Annotated in this window: 15 protein-coding genes; 6 read left to right on the plus strand and 9 right to left on the minus strand. The window is 53.3% G+C overall.

Annotation, left to right across the window (positions count from 1 at the left end; all coding sequences use genetic code 11):
- Nucleotides 1-48 precede the first annotated feature (48 nt).
- Entirely contained in the window at nt 49-501 is a 453-nt protein-coding gene (gene matP, locus C3432_RS08055; protein WP_103776110.1) for a macrodomain Ter protein MatP, read from the minus strand.
- Nucleotides 502-686: 185 nt separating this feature from the next.
- On the opposite strand from matP, the gene C3432_RS08060 reads away from it, so the two are divergent.
- Nucleotides 687-2,447, plus strand: a complete 1,761-nt coding sequence (locus C3432_RS08060) for an AAA family ATPase (RefSeq protein ID WP_103776111.1) — start codon at nt 687-689, stop codon at nt 2,445-2,447.
- A gap of 68 nt (nt 2,448-2,515) precedes the next feature.
- Nucleotides 2,516-3,034 carry a bifunctional 3-hydroxydecanoyl-ACP dehydratase/trans-2-decenoyl-ACP isomerase gene (fabA, locus tag C3432_RS08065; RefSeq protein WP_103776942.1) on the plus strand — a complete coding sequence of 173 codons (519 nt, stop codon included), beginning with the start codon at nt 2,516-2,518 and terminating at the stop codon, nt 3,032-3,034.
- A 101-nt stretch (nt 3,035-3,135) separates the two neighbouring features.
- Here fabA and rmf read toward each other — a convergent pair whose 3' ends face one another.
- From rmf to rlmKL, 6 genes are all read right to left on the minus strand, one after another.
- Nucleotides 3,136-3,303 (minus strand): ribosome modulation factor, encoded by a 168-nt coding sequence (rmf, locus tag C3432_RS08070; protein ID WP_103776112.1) that lies wholly within the window; start codon nt 3,301-3,303, stop codon nt 3,136-3,138.
- Between the two features lie 246 nt (nt 3,304-3,549).
- Entirely contained in the window at nt 3,550-4,113 is a 564-nt protein-coding gene (pqiC, locus tag C3432_RS08080) for a membrane integrity-associated transporter subunit PqiC (RefSeq protein ID WP_103776114.1), read from the minus strand.
- Complete coding sequence (gene pqiB, locus C3432_RS08085; protein WP_103776115.1) at nt 4,110-5,750, minus strand: intermembrane transport protein PqiB; 1,641 nt, start codon at nt 5,748-5,750, stop codon at nt 4,110-4,112. Before pqiB ends, pqiC begins: the two co-directional genes overlap by 4 nt.
- Nucleotides 5,751-5,754: 4 nt before the next feature.
- Nucleotides 5,755-7,002 carry a membrane integrity-associated transporter subunit PqiA gene (gene pqiA / locus C3432_RS08090; RefSeq protein ID WP_103776116.1) on the minus strand — a complete coding sequence of 416 codons (1,248 nt, stop codon included), beginning with the start codon at nt 7,000-7,002 and terminating at the stop codon, nt 5,755-5,757.
- Between the two features lie 14 nt (nt 7,003-7,016).
- A complete protein-coding gene (locus C3432_RS08095; RefSeq protein WP_103776117.1) occupies nt 7,017-8,924 on the minus strand; it encodes an ABC transporter ATP-binding protein in 1,908 nt (635 codons plus the stop codon).
- Nucleotides 8,925-8,937: 13 nt separating this feature from the next.
- Nucleotides 8,938-11,046, minus strand: coding sequence for a bifunctional 23S rRNA (guanine(2069)-N(7))-methyltransferase RlmK/23S rRNA (guanine(2445)-N(2))-methyltransferase RlmL (gene rlmKL / locus C3432_RS08100; RefSeq protein ID WP_103776118.1), 2,109 nt, complete (start codon nt 11,044-11,046; stop codon nt 8,938-8,940).
- 98 nt (nt 11,047-11,144) lie between these two features.
- Here rlmKL and C3432_RS08105 point away from each other — a divergent pair, with 98 nt between their 5' ends.
- The gene (locus C3432_RS08105) at nt 11,145-12,257 is read left to right on the plus strand and encodes a YcbX family protein (RefSeq protein ID WP_103776119.1); all 1,113 of its coding nucleotides are present in this window, start codon (nt 11,145-11,147) and stop codon (nt 12,255-12,257) included.
- Nucleotides 12,258-12,327: 70 nt separating this feature from the next.
- Here C3432_RS08105 and zapC read toward each other — a convergent pair whose 3' ends face one another.
- Nucleotides 12,328-12,870, minus strand: a complete 543-nt coding sequence (zapC, locus tag C3432_RS08110; protein ID WP_103776120.1) for a cell division protein ZapC — start codon at nt 12,868-12,870, stop codon at nt 12,328-12,330.
- Between the two features lie 375 nt (nt 12,871-13,245).
- Nucleotides 13,246-14,256, minus strand: coding sequence for a quinone-dependent dihydroorotate dehydrogenase (pyrD, locus tag C3432_RS08115; RefSeq protein ID WP_103776121.1), 1,011 nt, complete (start codon nt 14,254-14,256; stop codon nt 13,246-13,248).
- A 243-nt stretch (nt 14,257-14,499) separates the two neighbouring features.
- On the opposite strand from pyrD, the gene ssuE reads away from it, so the two are divergent.
- The 3 genes from ssuE to ssuD are packed head-to-tail and all read left to right on the plus strand — an operon-like array spanning nt 14,500 to nt 17,181.
- A complete protein-coding gene (gene ssuE, locus C3432_RS08125) occupies nt 14,500-15,075 on the plus strand; it encodes an NADPH-dependent FMN reductase (protein ID WP_103776122.1) in 576 nt (191 codons plus the stop codon).
- Nucleotides 15,068-16,039, plus strand: a complete 972-nt coding sequence (locus C3432_RS08130; RefSeq protein ID WP_103776123.1) for a sulfonate ABC transporter substrate-binding protein — start codon at nt 15,068-15,070, stop codon at nt 16,037-16,039. Before ssuE ends, C3432_RS08130 begins: the two co-directional genes overlap by 8 nt.
- Complete coding sequence (ssuD, locus tag C3432_RS08135) at nt 16,036-17,181, plus strand: FMNH2-dependent alkanesulfonate monooxygenase (RefSeq protein ID WP_103776124.1); 1,146 nt, start codon at nt 16,036-16,038, stop codon at nt 17,179-17,181. The genes C3432_RS08130 and ssuD overlap by 4 nt, the downstream gene beginning before the upstream one ends.
- Nucleotides 17,182-17,183 lie beyond the last annotated feature (2 nt).

The raw sequence follows: 17,183 nt of genomic DNA on the forward strand, positions 1-17,183 counted from the left end.
TGCGGGGTTTTTTTTTCGCCTTCAAAACGACGTTAAACTCTATGACGCTTATTCTTTGCCTAACAGCGCCTGTAAATCGTGCTTCAGCGAAGACATCTTAGTCGCATACTTCTCTTTGTTTTCGGCATCTTCTATCAGTTGCACGATTGTTTCTGAAAGTGTTTTTCCGCGTCGTTGCGCAAGGCCAGCCAGGCGCTGCCAGACGATAAACTCCAGATCAATCGACTTCTTACGGGTATGCTGGTGTTCCGCATTAAAGTGTCGTTTACGCCTTGCGCGAATAGTCTGCTTCATCCGGTTTTGCAACATCGGACTCATGTGTTTTTCGATCCAGACATTGACCCGGACCGGTTCATTTTCGAGGGTAAGCAATAAATCAACGGCCTCCTGGGCAGCACTGGCCTCCACGTAACGGGTTATCAACTCCCCTTCGCGATGCTTCTTCACCAGGTACTTCCACTTCCAACCGCTCTCAAGATTTTCAAGTTGTTGATATTTCATTGCGATCTCAATGTTACCGTGTCACCCATATCAGAATATCAGCTTTTTTATTATCTGAAGAAAAGAATCTTTACCCTGTGACCTGTCACATATCCTCATGAACGTTTGCTTTCGCTTTCCACGTGTGCAGCGATGCCGGTTACGCTATAATCGCGTTTTTCACAACAGACTAAAAAACCTCAACTTTGACCATTACGAAACTTGCATGGCGTGATCTGGTTCCTGATACCGACAGTTATCAGGAGATATTTGCACAGCCACACGTTACCGATGATAACGACACCTTACTCAGTGATACTCAACCGCGCCTGCAGTTTGCGCTTGAGCAGTTGCTCCAGTCCCGGGTTTCATCCCCTTTTATGCTGGCAAAAGCGCCGGAAGAGCCTGAGTACCTCAATCTCCTGGCAGATGCGGCACGAACATTGCAAAACGATGCCGACCAGTTGACGGGCGGCCATTACGAGGTTTCGGGCCATACCATCCGCTATCTCGATGCCACCAGCACTGAAGATAATTTTGCAACGCTGACGCAGGTTGTCAGCGCCGACTGGGTTGAAGCAGAGCAACTGTTTGGCTGCCTGCGCCAGTTTAATGGCGACATTACCTTACAGCCAGGTCTGGTGCACCAGGCGAATGGCGGTGTTCTGATCATCTCATTGCGTACGCTCCTGGCCCAGCCCCTGCTGTGGATGCGTCTGAAAGCCATTGTCAGCTGCGGACGCTTTGACTGGGTAGCCTTTGACGAGTCGCGTCCCCTTCCGGTCTCTGTGCCATCAATGCCGCTGAAACTCAAAGTCATTTTGGTGGGCGAGCGTGAATCACTGGCTGATTTCCAGGAGATGGAGCCGGAACTGGCTGAGCAGGCCATCTATAGCGAATTTGAAGATAACCTGCAGATTGTAGATGCCGAATCCGTGAGCCAGTGGTGTCAGTGGGTCACACTGACCGCCAAAAGCAACAACCTGCCCTCTCCGGCGCCTGATGCCTGGCAGGTACTGGTACGCGAAGCGGTACGCTATACCGGCGAGCAGGACACACTGCCGCTCAATCCGCTATGGATTATCCGTCAGTTGAAAGAGGTCGTCCCACTGTGTGAAGGTGAATTCTGCAACGCGGAGCAACTCACCCTGATGCTTTCACAGCGTGAATGGCGCGAAGGGTTTCTGGCCGAACGCATGCAGGATGAGATCCTTCAGGAACAAATTCTGATTGAAACCGAAGGCGAGCGCGTCGGTCAGATAAATGCCCTGTCGGTGATTGAATTTCCGGGTCATCCGCGTGCTTTTGGCGAACCCTCGCGCATCAGCTGCGTGGTACATATTGGAGACGGAGAATTCATCGATATCGAGCGTAAGGCTGAGCTCGGCGGTAATATTCATGCCAAGGGTATGATGATCATGCAGGCGTTCCTGATGTCGGAGCTACAGCTTGAGCAGCAGATCCCTTTCTCCGCCTCGCTAACCTTTGAGCAATCCTACAGCGAAGTTGATGGCGACAGCGCATCAATGGCTGAACTGTGTGCATTAATTAGCGCCCTTGCCAATGTGCCGGTGAATCAAAGCATCGCCATCACGGGTTCTGTCGATCAGTTTGGTCGCGCTCAGCCCGTTGGCGGTCTGAACGAGAAGATCGAAGGCTTCTTCGCCATTTGCCAGCAGCGTGAGTTAACCGGCAAACAAGGGGTTATTATTCCGTCAGCGAACGTCAGGCACCTCAGCCTGCAGCCCGCACTTTTGCAGGCCGTTGAGGAAGAGAAATTTACAATTTGGGCGGTGGACGATGTCACTGACGCGCTGCCGTTGCTGTTAAATCTGGTGTGGGATGGCGAAGGGCAAACGACGCTGATGCAAGCCATTCTGGAGCGTATCGCGCAGGCGACGCAACAGGAAGGACGTCACCGTTTTCCATGGCCGCTGCGGTGGCTGAACTGGTTTGTTCCGAACTGATCGGACTTGTTCAGCGTACACGTGTTAGCTATCCTGCGTGCTTCAATAAAATAAGGCTTACAGAGAACATGGTAGATAAACGCGAATCCTATACGAAAGAAGACCTTCTTGCCTCTGGTCGCGGTGAACTGTTTGGAGCAAAAGGCCCACAGCTGCCGGCGCCAAACATGCTGATGATGGACCGTGTGGTCAAAATGACCGAAACCGGCGGCAACTTCGACAAAGGTTATGTTGAAGCAGAACTGGACATTAATCCGGATCTTTGGTTCTTCGGATGCCACTTCATCGGCGATCCGGTAATGCCGGGCTGTCTGGGTCTTGACGCAATGTGGCAGCTGGTTGGATTCTATCTCGGCTGGCTTGGCGGTGAAGGTAAAGGCCGTGCGCTGGGCGTAGGCGAAGTGAAATTCGGCGGTCAGATTCTGCCGACCGCGAAGAAAGTGACTTACCGTATTCACTTCAAGCGTGTAATTAATCGCCGTCTGATTATGGGTATTGCTGATGGTGAAGTGCTGGTGGATGGTCGTCAGATCTACACTGCAAACGATCTGAAAGTGGGTCTGTTCCAGGACACCTCCACTTTCTAAGCATATCCTTTGATTTCCAGATAGCGGCGCAAATGCCTTATCTGGCCATGAAAAGGCGAAACCTCCGTACTGCGGAGGTTTCTTTTTCTAAAGAGACAGAATCAGGCAATTGCCACCCTGTCCGCCATGGCTTCTCGCCAGCCTCCCAGCCAGTGCGATCTCTGATTCAGCGTCTGATAGGGACACATTTCTTTTGAGCGTCCGGTAATACCGGCCTGATAACCACGTTGATGTGCCCGTTCCAGGCGATCTCGTTTTTGTCTCTTCATGCCTCGTTTCCCTCATGCTTGTATCTGGTGGAAAAGAAAACAGTGATTACGAAGTGTGCAATCACACTAAACGAATACCGCGAATTATTGAGCTCGTCAATGCGCAAAATTCATACCGATGTCATATTTGTGAGCTACTCAGAAAATCAGTTGTACAAAAATTGTGAGCTGAAACAACTTTCTTCATAAATAAAAAACCGCCCCAGGCACAGTGCCGGAGGCGGTCAGATTTACAAAAATTTAAACTTATGGGATACGCTTAAGCTCCTGAGCAATGGCGGCAGCTTCCTGGCTCCAGGCATTTCCCAGCATCTTGACCATCTCATCGTAACCATCCTGAGTTTGCGTAACCTCAATATGGAACGGACGCTTAATTAGCTGTCCCTGATGATTCAGCAGCCACTCACCGCTCACAATGACCTTACCATCATAGCGACCGTGGAATCCGGTCACGGTGACGTTCAGCGCGTCCTGAGTCGTCCCTAACGGCTGGGAAGCTACCACCCATCCCGGCAGCTGAGCGCTGAGGTTCGCCACCAGCGTATTACGCAGCTGTTGATCCAGCGGGCTGGCCCAAAGATTGTTATTGGCGATCGCATATTTCACATCGCTGGTCTGATAGACAACACCGTTCCCCGCCAGATAATCCGGTACCGTAACCTGTTCTACCCACAGCAGACGATTCCCCTGGCTCGCCGTACTCTGCGCGCCCTGCTGAGCGATGGGGAGCTGATAATAACTTTTGTTCTCCCCGCCGGAGCTGCATGACGCCAGCCAGAACGCCATCATCACCACTGGCCACTTTTTCATTGTTTCGCCCTCTTCGGCTCTGGATCTTTCTTATCCTTTGCTTCAAACACCAGCGCATTACTCTTATCATTCAGCGTCTTCAGCACCGGTTGTAGCTCACGAAGCACCTGGTCAAGACGCTGCATATCCGCCACCATCTTGTTATATGCCGCCGAACCTGGCTGGAAGCCCTGCATACTGCGATTAAGTTCGCGCAGTGTGTTTTGCATATCCGCCGGAAGCTGCTGCATCGACTGGCTGGAGGTAATCTTGTTCATATTGTCCAGCGTGGTTTGCAGATGCTTCATGGTCCGCTGACTTTCCGTCAACGTGTTGGTCGCCTGTTCAATCATTGGGTTCAACGGCAGATTATTGATTTTATCCAGCGCTTCCATCAGTCGCAGCTGAATTTGCGCCAGACCACCACTGACTGTCGGAATGATTTGGTAACCGCCGAACTCACGAATACCTTTTAACGGCGGCTCTTTAGGATAGAAATCCAGATCCACATACAGCGCTCCGGTCACCAGGTTACCGGTTTTCAGCGACGCTCTTAACCCACGATTAAGCAGTTCCGCCAGATGAGCCCCCACGTCGGTGTTCTCATCAAGCTGCGCTTTCAGACGCTCCGGCTCAATACGAATCAGCACCGGAATACGATAATCGTCATTAAATGCCTGCCGCATACCTGGCGCAAAGAAAGGTACCTTAGCGACCGTCCCTAAACGGATCCCACGGAATTCCACCGGTGCTCCCGGCTGTAGACCGCGAATCGAATCTTTGAAGAACATCAGGTAATCGATATGATCGGTATAAAGCGAATCCTGAATACTTTTCTGATCGTCATACAGGCTGAAGGCGGTTTTTTCTGCAACCGGCTGCCCCTGGTCAAGACCTTCCGGGACATCAAAACTGACGCCGCCGCCAAACAGGGTGCTCAGCGAACCCATTTCGACCCGCATACCGGCAGACGTCAGATCCACCGCAATACCGCTGTCTTTCCAGAAACGGACATTGCTGGTCACCAGGCGGTCATTTGGCGCGTTGATGAAAAGTTGATAACTGATGGAACGTTTCTGTGGATCAAACGTACTGGTTTCTACGGAACCCACGCGATATCCGCGGAAGAGTACCGGATCGCCTGGGCTAAGCTGGCCGGCTTTTTTGCTGTCCAGAACCACGCGGATCCCCTTCGCATCGGGCGGTGCCAGCGGAGGTGAATCCAGAAGCTGGTAGGTTGTCAGCTCGCTGCCTTTCGACCCCGGCTGCAATTCAATATATGCGCCGGAAAGCAGCGTCCCTAATCCGCTGATCCCTTCACGTCCGATCTGCGGCTTCACCACCCAAAAGGCAGAATCTTTGTGTAACAACTTTTCCATACCGGAATTAAGGCGCGCTTTAATCTCGACATGCGTGAGATCATCTGTCAGCGTCGCGCTTTCCACTACCCCCACGTCCACGCTGCGGCTTTTGATGGTGGTTTTTCCCCCCTCTATGCCTTCCGCATTGGTCGTGATCAAGGTTACCTCTGGGCCCTGATGACTGTAGTGGTAAAACAGAACCCATGCCCCAATGAGCGCAGTGACGATGGGAAATATCCACACGGGAGACCAGTTCTTTACCTTCTGAATTTTGGCTTCCCCACTTTTAGATTCCATGCTGTCAGGACTCCTCATGGTCAGGTTCACGATCCCACGACAGGCGCGGATCAAAGGTCATCGCAGAAAACATTGTCATGATGACAACTAAAGCAAACATCAAAGCACCCATTGCAGGATAAATATTCATTAAGCCTCCCATACGCACCAGCGCAGAGAGGACGGCAATAACAAAAACGTCGATCATTGACCAGCGCCCGACAAATTCGACCATCTCGTATATCAGATGCATTCTTTCACTGTCACGTTTGCCATGCCCTTTTGCGTCCCAGCACAGCCAGGCGATGGCGATCATTTTTAGCGTCGGCACCATGATGCTGGCGATAAATATCACCGCCGCAACCGGGTACGACCCTTCGCTCCACAGCAAAATAACCCCGGCAAGGATCGTGGAAGGCATCTTCGAACCGAGGAGATCGGTAATCATGATCGGCATGATGTTGGCGGGCAGATATAACATGATCGATGTGAACAGCAGCGCCAGCGTCCACTGCAGGCTGTTTTTACGTCGGGCATAACCTTTCGTCTGGCAACGCGGGCACACTAACTCATCAGCAGGAAGAATCGCCGTGCAGCATGAGCAGGAGCGAAGTCCCTGCTGAAGTCCTGAAATCCCAGGCTTCAGCGTTTGCTGCGTTACCGGCATTGGGGAGATATCATCCCATAACCAGCGGCGATCGACGCACTGAAACGCACGCAGTTGTAAAACACAGAACAAGCACCACGGAATAAAACTGCTGCCGACGCCGATGTCACCGTAGGCCATCAGTTTGACAAAACTCACCAGCACGCCCGCAAGAAATATCTCCGCCATTCCCCACGTTTTCAACTGGAACAGTACTCGTGCCAGCCTCTGCTTCAGGCGGACCGGCAGGTCGACGCGGTTTACCAATAATAAAATCGTGATCAGGCAAAACGCCGGGACGAGTTGCACAAAGAGCATAAAGAAGGTGCCAAGACTGGCGTAGTCTTCTGAAAAGAGCACTCCCGGAATTTCCAGCAGCGTGACTTCGCTGCTCACCCCCGCCACATTCATGTTCACAAACGGGAAAAGGTTAGAGAGCAGCAGCATGAACAGCGCCGCCAGCACATACGCGGTGGGACGCTGCCTCGGCGCGTCCCACTCCGTTGTCAACGTTGTGCCACATCTTGGACATGCTGCCTTCTGACCATGCTCAAGGTGGGGCAATGCCACCAGCATGTCACACTGCGGGCACAATATGTGCTTTGCAGCATGATGATGTTCGCACATATGCGCTCCTTTAATTATGCGCCATTCTTCAAAGCTTCAAGATATTCCCAGCGCTCAAAGGCTTGCTCAAGTTCCTGCTCTGCGTCATTCAGCTCGGCCAGTACCTTTTGCGTATGTTCATGGGGCTGGCTGAAGAAGGCAGCGTCTGCCACCTGCGTCTGCAACGCTTCCAGTTTTGCTTCCAGCTCTTCAAGCCGTGCGGGGAGTTGTTCCAGTTCGCGCTGCAGTTTATAGCTTAGTTTGCTACTGCCGCGTTTTACAATTTCTGCTTTCGGGGCAATAACTTCCTCGGTTTTCTTCCCGGCAGGCTGTATAAACGCCAGGTGCTGCTCTTGCTGACCGCGCGCATCATGATAGCCGCCAACATAACGACCAATTTTACCGCCGCTTTCGAAGATCCAGCACTCGGTCACGGTGTTGTCGACAAACTGACGATCGTGGCTCACCAGCAACACGGTGCCCTGATAAGCATCGATCAGCTCTTCCAGTAGCTCCAGCGTCTCGACGTCGAGATCGTTTGTCGGTTCATCAAGAATTAACAGATTGCTGGGTTTCAGAAAAAGCCGTGCCAGCAGCAGACGATTACGCTCTCCGCCTGACAACGCGCGCACCGGCGTCATCGCACGCTTTGGATGGAACAGGAAGTCCTGCAGATAACCCAATACATGGCGCGGTTTACCGTTAACCATCACCTCTTGCTTGCCTTCCGCCAGGTTATCCATCACCGTTTTATCGGGATCCAACTCTGCACGGTGCTGATCGAAATAGGCCACTTCCAGCTTCGTCCCTACGTGGATACGGCCACTGTCAGCCTTAAGCTGATCTAACATCAGTTTGAGCAGCGTCGTTTTCCCGCAGCCGTTCGGCCCGATCAGGGCAATTTTGTCGCCGCGCTGAACCTGAGCGGAGAAGTCTTTCACCAACTGTTTGCCGTCCACCTGGTAATCGACATTTTCCATCTCAAAGACGACCTTACCGGAGCGGGTCGCTTCTTCGACCTGCATCTTCGCAGTTCCCATCACTTCACGCCGTTCACTGCGTTCGCGACGCATCGCTTTCAGGGCGCGCACGCGACCTTCGTTACGGGTACGACGTGCTTTAATTCCCTGGCGGATCCACACTTCTTCCAGCGCCAGCTTGCGATCGAATTCAGCGTTCTGCAGTTCTTCCACGCGCAGGGCCTCTTCTTTCTCCTGCAGGTACTGATCGTAATTCCCCGGATAAGTCACCAGCTTGCCGCGATCGAGATCAACAATACGGGTCGCCATATTGCGGATAAAGGAACGGTCGTGGGAGATGAAAATAATCGTGCCGTTGAAGGATTTCAGGAACCCTTCCAGCCAGTCGATGGTTTCAATATCCAGATGGTTGGTTGGCTCATCAAGGAGCAGCACGCGTGGATTGCTGACCAGCGCCCGCCCCAGCGCCGCCTTACGCAGCCAGCCCCCGGAGAGCGAAGAGAGCGCCGCGTTAGGATCCAGCCCCAGTTGCGCCAGCACTTCGTTAATACGGTTTTCAAGCTGCCACAGGTTGTGATGGTCGAGCTGCTCCTGCACCTTCGCCATCTCATTGAGATTTTTATCGCTGGGGTCAGTCATGATCAGACGAGAGATATCATGGTAGCGCTTCAGATACTCAGCCTGCTCTTCAATTCCTTCAGCGACAAAATCGTATACGCTGCCGACGATATTGCGTGGCGGATCCTGTTGCAGTCGGGCAACGATCAGATCCTGTTCATAAATGATGCGCCCGTCATCCAGACCCTGCTCGCGGTTAAGGATCTTCATCAGCGTCGATTTCCCGGCGCCGTTACGGCCGACCAGGCAGACACGTTCGTTATCTTCGATATGCAGCTCTGCATTATCGAGAAGCGGCGCATCGCTGAACGACAGCCATGCGCCATGCATACTGATTAATGACATTTTACTTATCCTTTCAGGCTGCGGTAATCAGCCAGCAGTTGTGGATCTGGCGGTTGCGGGCAAAGTCCTGGGAAAGCGTTTTTTGGGTAATTTCTTGTGCTTTCAGCCCCAGCGTCGCCAGCCCTTCGAGATCCATACGGAATCCACGTTTATTGTTGGAGAACATGATTGTGCCGCCGTTACGCAGCAGACGTTTCAGATCTTTCATCAGCGCCAGGTGATCGCGTTGGACGTCAAACGAATCTTCCATCCGTTTGGAGTTAGAGAACGTAGGTGGGTCGATGAAGATCAGATCAAACTGTTCATTGGCTTCGCGCAGCCAGCCCAGGCAGTCGGCCTGAATCAGACGGTGCGCCCGCCCGCTCAGTCCGTTCAGACGCAGGTTGCGTTCCGCCCACTCCAGGTAGGTACGTGACATATCCACCGTCGTGGTGCTACGCGCCCCACCCAGCCCTGCATGCACGCTGGCGCTGCCGGTGTAAGAGAACAGGTTAAGGAAATCTTTTCCTTTGCTCATCTGTCCGAGCATCCGGCGTGCAATGCGATGGTCGAGAAACAGACCGGTATCAAGGTAATCGGTCAGATTAACCCACAGACGTGCGTTATACTCGCTGACTTCGATGAACTCACCCTTCTCGTTCATCTTCTGGTACTGGTTTTTCCCTTTCTGGCGTTCGCGGGTCTTCAGCACCAGTTTATTCGTCGCGACCTCCAGAACGGACAGCGTTGCGGCGATGATATCGAACAGACGCTGACGCGCTTTTTGCGCATCAACCGTTTTTGGCGGCGCATACTCCTGAATCACGACCCAGTCGCCGTAGCGATCGACCGCCACGTTATACTCAGGCAGGTCGGCGTCATACAGACGATAGCATTCAATACCTTCCTGACGCGCCCATTTCTCCAGCTTCCTGGCATTCTTACGCAGGCGGTTGGCATAATCTTCGGCTACCGTTGCGGGTTTTGCGTCCGGGGTGCTTTCCGCTACATGATAGTTTTTCTGCACGCAGTCCAGCGGACCGTTTTTAGCCTTATATTGCTTATCGGCGCGCAGTTGCAGACAGCTCAGCAGATCCGGCGAGGCGCTGAACAGCGACAAATTCCAGCCGCCGAACCGATCTTTCATCGTCCGTCCCAGCAGGCTATGCAGCGCAATCAGCGCCGGTTCGCTGTCCAGGCGCTCGCCGTATGGCGGGTTGCTGATAACCGTCCCATACGGACCCGTTGGCAGCGGATTGCTCAGCTGCGCCACATCCTTCACTTCAAAGGTAATCAGTTCGCCAAGACCTGCGCGACGGGCGTTGCTGCGCGCCCGTTCAATGACGCGCGCGTCGCTGTCAGAACCATAGAAACGGGACGTATAGTCAGCCAGACCTTTGCGCGCGCGCGTTTGCGCTTGTGCTTTCACTTCCTGCCAGACGGCCTCATCGTGCTGCGCCCAGCCGCTAAAGCCCCAGTGACCACGGTGCAGGCCCGGCGCCCGATCGGTTGCCCACATCGCCGCTTCAATGAGCAACGTACCAGAACCGCACATCGGATCGAGCAGCGGCGTACCCGGCTGCCAGCCAGAACGCATAACGATAGCCGCGGCCAGCGTCTCTTTAATTGGCGCAACGCCCGTGCGATCGCGGTAACCGCGCAGATGCAGACCATCACCGCTCAGATCGAGAGCAATGCTGGCGGTATCTTTGTTCAGCCAGACGTTGACGCGGATATCCGGTGATTCACGGTCTACATTCGGACGCGGCAGATTCTTGCGGGTAAAGGCATCGACAATCGCGTCTTTGACTTTCATCGCCCCGTACTGGCTGTTGCGAATGGTGTCGTTCAGACCGCTGAAATGCACTGCAAAGGTCGCATCCGGATTGAAGATCTCTGTCCAGTCAACCGCTTGTACGCCAAGGTAAAGGTCCAGATCGCTGTAAACCTTACATTCCCCCATTGGCAAAATAATACGGGAGGCCAGCCGACTCCACATCAGGCTCTGGTAAACAAGCCGTGTGTCGCCCTTAAAATGGACCCCACCCTGAACCACCTGGCACTCAACTGCGCCCAGGTTTTCAAGTTCAGTTTTTAACAGCTCTTCCAGCCCACGGGCCGTACTGGCAAACAGAGAATTCATATCGTCACTTATACTCGAAGAAAATTGCTGCGCATTATAGCCAATCTCACGCGCATGTCATAAAGTTAGGGGCTTATTTTCGCTCAAGGGGCAGAACAGTGGTGGCGTTAACCCGGCTTTTTATTCATCCCGTAAAATCTATGCGCGGTATTGGTCTGACGCACGCCCTTGCCGACGTCAGCGGTATGGCCTTCGATCGCATTTTTATGGTCACCCAACCTGACGGAACGTTCATTACCGCCCGCCAGTTTCCACAAATGGTACGCTTCACCCCTTCTCCATTCCATGATGGTCTGCACCTGAGTGCACCGGACGGCAGCAGCGCGCTGGTCCACTTTGCCGATTTCGCGCAACAGGACGAGCCGACCGAGGTATGGGGAAATCATTTTACCGCCCGCATCGCTCCTCAGGCGATTAACCAGTGGCTGAGTCGCTTCTTCTCTCGCGATGTCCAGCTTCGCTGGGTGGGTCCTCAGCCGACCCGCAGGGTAAAACGCCACGACGACGTACCGCTCTCTTTTGCTGATGGTTTTCCTTATTTGCTGACTAATGAAGCCTCTCTGCGCGATCTGCAACAGCGCTGCCCGGCCAGCGTGAAGATGGAGCAGTTCCGCCCGAACCTGGTGGTTTCCGGCACCTCTGCATGGGAAGAAGATACCTGGAAAACCATTCGCATTGGCGAGGTCATTTTTGACGTGGTAAAACCCTGCTCACGCTGTATTTTCACCACCGTCAGTCCGGAAAAAGGTCAGAAACATCCCTCAGGCGAACCGCTGGCAACCCTGCAACGCTTCCGTACTGCCCTGGACAACGGCGATGTCGACTTTGGACAGAATCTTATCGCCCGAAACAGCGGCGTGGTTCGTGTCGGTGATGAAGTTGAAATCCTCGCCACGGGACCGGCCAAAGCGTATGGCGCCGCCGAAGAGGATGAAGGCGTAGTCGTAGCAGAACAACAGACGGATGCGGCGGTGACTATTGACTGGCAGGGTCAGGCTTTTCGCGGCAACAATCAGCAGGTGCTACTGGAACAGCTGGAGAACCAGGGTATCCGGGTTCCTTATTCATGCAGGGCGGGGATCTGCGGCTGCTGTCGGGTGAAGCTGCTGGAAGGCGAAGTCAGTCCGCTGAAAAAATCAGCGATTGGCGATGACGGAACAATCTTGTGCTGTAGCTGTGTGCCGAAGACCGCGCTCAGGCTGAAAATCTAAGAACCAGGGCAGGACTGGCGTACTGTCCGTGTTCAAACTGCCTGCACCAGCTACGCCCACCGACGAGATGCTAAACCGCCTGCTCAAGGCTTAAGCTGTCAATTCTTAACTGCGGTTTCAGCCTGTCGTTCATGATTTTTATTGCATCGCCAAGCTGCATCGTGCGCCCCGCCACAACCACGCCCGGCTGGGCCAGCAGGCAAAGCGCCGCGTTTTCTCCCGGCTCCACCACCAGCAGATTGATCTGCTCTTCGGTATCGCTCAGCCACACGCAGGCCGCATCCCCGACGCCAGGCAACCAGTTTTCGCCATGTGCCACAAAGTGCCAGCTTTTCGGCATTTGCGGTTTCAGATAGCGAATAGCCACCAGTGCGTTAAGCACCAGTTCCGCTTTCTGTTCTTTGGATAATTCGAGATCACGACACTTTTCTTCAAATGAGAAATAAAGCGCGGCGTCATCAACACAAAAACCAGACGGGGAGAATGCATCCGGAGTCAGCATTTTACGGGCAAAACGCGAGCGAAATAACATACCATTGGCTAAATCGAGCATCATTCGATCATGCTCTTCATCATAATACCAGCGCCAGTTATCGTCAGGTTTAATTCGCATCGGTTTCTCTCCACCCCTTTAGCGTCCTGTTGCAATGTTGTCCTTGTGCCGCTTGTTTATTACCTTAGATAAGGAAAGACTATACTCGTCATACTTCAAGTTGCAGTTGCGTTGGCTTTATTACTCGACCCATCCAGGGGCCGCTACCAGCAGCATTCAAATCTGTTCCTGACAGATTTGTCCCTGCGTCGCCGCGTAACTCGCCTTTCGGGGCCAGCGCAAGCGCTGTTCAAAACGGCTACGCGTTTTGTCCCACAGCTCGAATTAATTAGAGTATATAATGTTTAAATAAGCAACAACAAAGGAATATAAAACAACCAGGGCCGGAAATAAAGCCCTGGTTGTCTGATAATCTGACAAAGGAGGAGAAAAGAATCAGATATGGGTAATAATTTCTTTAATCAGTGGCGGACCTTTAAAAATAAAGCCAGAATAAATTTGCACCAGCGAAGCGCCGGCCGCCATCTTCTCGCGCGCCGCGACGACAGAGTCAATCCCGCCGACGCCAATAATCGGTAGCTGCCCTTTTAATTCCTCGGACAGTCGGCGAATAATTTCTGTACTTTTTAATTGCAGCGGACGTCCACTTAATCCCCCCGCCTGATCGCAATTTTTCATTCCCTGAACCAGGGAACGATCGAGTGTGGTATTAGTTGCAATAACACCATCGATATTATGCCGAAGCAAACTGTCGGCCACCTGGATCAGTTCTTCTTCAGAAAGATCCGGCGCGATCTTTACTGCGACCGGGACATATTTTTGATGGATCGATTGCAGATCGTTTTGCTTATTTTTAATTGCGCTGAGCAGATCATCAAGCGCTTCACCATATTGCAGCGTACGTAATCCTGGGGTATTTGGCGAAGATATATTAATGGCGATATACCCGGCATAGGCATAGATTTTTTCCATACAAATCAGATAGTCATCTTTACCTTGCTCTACCGGAGTATCTTTATTTTTGCCGATATTAATCCCCAGCACGCCGTCATAGTGCGCTTTTTTAACGTTCTCGACGAGGTTATCAACACCCAGGTTATTAAAGCCCATCCGGTTGATCAACCCCTCTGCGTCCACCAGACGGAAAAGGCGTGGCTTGTCATTACCCGGCTGTGGACGCGGCGTAACGGTACCGATTTCGATCGAACCGAAACCCATTGCCCCCAGCGCATCAATGCACTCGCCGTCCTTATCCAGACCGGCCGCCAGGCCAAGCGGATTTTTAAACGTCAGTCCCATACAGGTTACCGGTTTTGCCGGTACTTTTTGGCGGACCAGCGCTTCAAACGGCGTACCTGTGATGCGACGAAGCTGTTGGAATGTCAATTCATGAGCGCGCTCTGGATCGAGCTGGAAAAGGGCTTTACGAACGAAGGGGTAGTACATGAACTCTCCTGGATTCCCGGTGTGCAAACCGGGGGCGTATTATGTGTGATATCGGGCTAAAAGGGAATTGACCTGCGGCAATAAATAGCAAACGTTTTCTTCTCACTCCTCTTTTTATCCATTTTTCAGCTTTTCTATCCCGTATAAATCATTTCGATAAACAAAATCCCTCTGTCAGACTGCAAAAATTGTTATCAATGTTAAACAAAAGAGAACAATTAGTTATAAGGGGAGATTGAGATTATGCGCGTCATTACTCTTGCAGGAAGCCCACGCTTTCCCTCTCGTTCCAGCGCGTTACTGGAATATGCGCGGGAAAAACTGAGTGAACAGGGTGTGGAGATCTACCACTGGAACCTACACAATTTTGAACCTGCCGATCTGCTGTATGCTCGCTTCGACAGCCCGGCGCTAAAAACGCTGACGGAGCAGCTTAAAGAAGCCGATGGGCTGATTGTTGCCACTCCGGTCTATAAAGCGGCCTACTCCGGGGCGTTAAAAACGCTTCTCGATCTGCTTCCTGAACGCGCCCTGGAAGGCAAAGTGGTGCTGCCGCTCGCCACAGGCGGCACCGTAGCCCATCTGTTAGCCGTCGATTATGCCCTGAAACCGGTACTGAGTGCCCTGAAAGCTCAGGAGATCCTGCACGGGGTCTTCGCGGATGATTCACAGGTGATCGACTATCAACATAAACCCCACTTTACGCCCAATCTCCAGCTGCGACTAAACGGCGCGCTGGATACCTTCTGGCTGGCGCTGCATCGCCGTGATGCGCAGACCCCGTCCCTGAAGAGTCTGCGAGGTACCGCCCATGCTTAAATTATTCAGACGTCACGCCTCGTGGCTGGTACTGACTGGACTCCTGACCACCTCTCCGGCCCAGGCCGCCGAACCTGCGCCTGATGCGCTGCGTATCGGCTACCAGAAAGGCAGCGTGAGTATGGTGCTGACGAAAAGCCATTCGCTACTCGAAAAGCGCTATCCGCAAACCAAAATCTCATGGGTTGAGTTCCCGGCTGGCCCGCAGATGCTGGAAGCGCTGAACGTCGGGAGCATCGATCTCGGTAGCACTGGGGATATTCCGCCCATTTTTGCCCAGGCTGCCGGAGCGGATCTGCTTTACGTTGGCGTGGAGCCGGCGAAACCGAAGGCTGAGGTGATTCTGGTACCGGAAAACAGCCCGATTAAAACGGTGGCTGAACTAAAAGGCCATAAGGTCGCCTTCCAGAAAGGGTCAAGCTCACACAACCTGCTCCTGCGCGCCCTGCAACAGGCCGGACTGAAGTTTACCGACATCCAGCCCACCTACCTGACGCCAGCCGATGCCCGCGCCGCCTTCCAGCAAGGGAACGTTGACGCGTGGGCAATCTGGGATCCCTACTACTCGGCAGCCTTATTGCAGGGCGGGGTTCGCGTGCTGAAGGATGGTTCTGATCTGAAACAGACCGGTTCGTTTTATCTGGCCGCACGACCTTACGCTGAGAAAAACGGGGCTTTTATTCAGGGCGTTCTGGATACCTTCAGTCAGGCTGATGCCCTGACCCTCAGCCAGCGTCCGGAAAGCATTACGCTGCTGGCAAAAACAATGGGATTACCAGAACCCGTTATCGCCTCTTATTTAGACCACCGTCCGCCCACCGCCATTTCACCGGTTAGCGCCACTGTCGCCACGCTACAGCAACAAACCGCCGACCTGTTTTACGAAAACCGACTCGTTCCGAAAAAGATCGATATTCGCCAACGCATCTGGCATCCCACTCAACAGGAAGGAAAACAGTTATGAGTCTGAATATGTTCTGGTTCTTGCCAACACACGGTGATGGTCATTATCTCGGCACCGAAGAGGGAGCACGCCCGGTTGATCACGGCTATCTACAGCAAATTGCGCAAACCGCAGATCGCCTGGGTTTCACCGGCGTGCTGATCCCAACCGGGCGTTCCTGTGAAGATGCGTGGCTGGTGGCTGCCTCAATGATCCCGGTAACCCAGCGGCTGAAGTTCCTGGTCGCCCTGCGTCCGAGCGTAACCTCGCCAACGGTTGCCGCTCGCCAGGCGGCGACGCTTGATCGGCTCTCAAACGGTCGCGCGCTGTTTAATCTCGTAACCGGTAGCGATCCGCAGGAGCTGGCGGGTGACGGCGTGTTTCTCGACCACGCTGAACGTTACGAAGCCTCTGATGAATTCACTCAGGTCTGGCGCCGTCTGCTACAGGGCGAAACCGTCGATTTTAGCGGCAAACATATCCATGTACGCGGGGCGAAACTGTTTTTCCCGCCGATCCAACAGCCATATCCCCCACTCTACTTTGGTGGTTCCTCGGAGGTCGCTCAGGATCTGGCCGCAGAGCAGGTTGATCTCTACCTTACCTGGGGTGAACCTCCTGCACTGGTGAAAGAGAAGATCGAACAGGTGCGAGCTAAAGCGACGGCACGTGGACGCAAAATTCGTTTCGGCATTCGCCTGCACGTTATTGTACGTGAAACCAACGAAGAGGCCTGGCAAGCGGCGGAACGCCTGATTTCGCACCTGGACGATGAGACGATCGCCAAAGCACAGGCGGCTTTCGCTCGTACCGATTCTGTGGGGCAGCACCGCATGGCGGCACTGCATAACGGCAAGCGCGACAAACTTGAGATCAGCCCTAATCTTTGGGCGGGGGTCGGCCTTGTACGCGGTGGCGCAGGAACGGCGCTGGTGGGCGATGGACCGACGGTGGCGGCACGGATTAATGAATATGCCGCACTGGGTATCGATAGCTTCGTGCTTTCCGGTTATCCGCATCTCGAAGAGGCATATAAGGTCGGCGAATTGTTGTTTCCACATCTGGATGTCGCCATCACGGAGATCCCCCAGCCGAAGCCTCTGCACCAGCAAGGTGAAGCGGTGGCAAATGAATTCATCCCACGTAAAGTCGCCCAGAGCTGAGG

Source organism: Citrobacter amalonaticus, assembly GCF_002918555.1.
Lineage (GTDB): Bacteria > Pseudomonadota > Gammaproteobacteria > Enterobacterales > Enterobacteriaceae > Citrobacter_C > Citrobacter_C amalonaticus_A.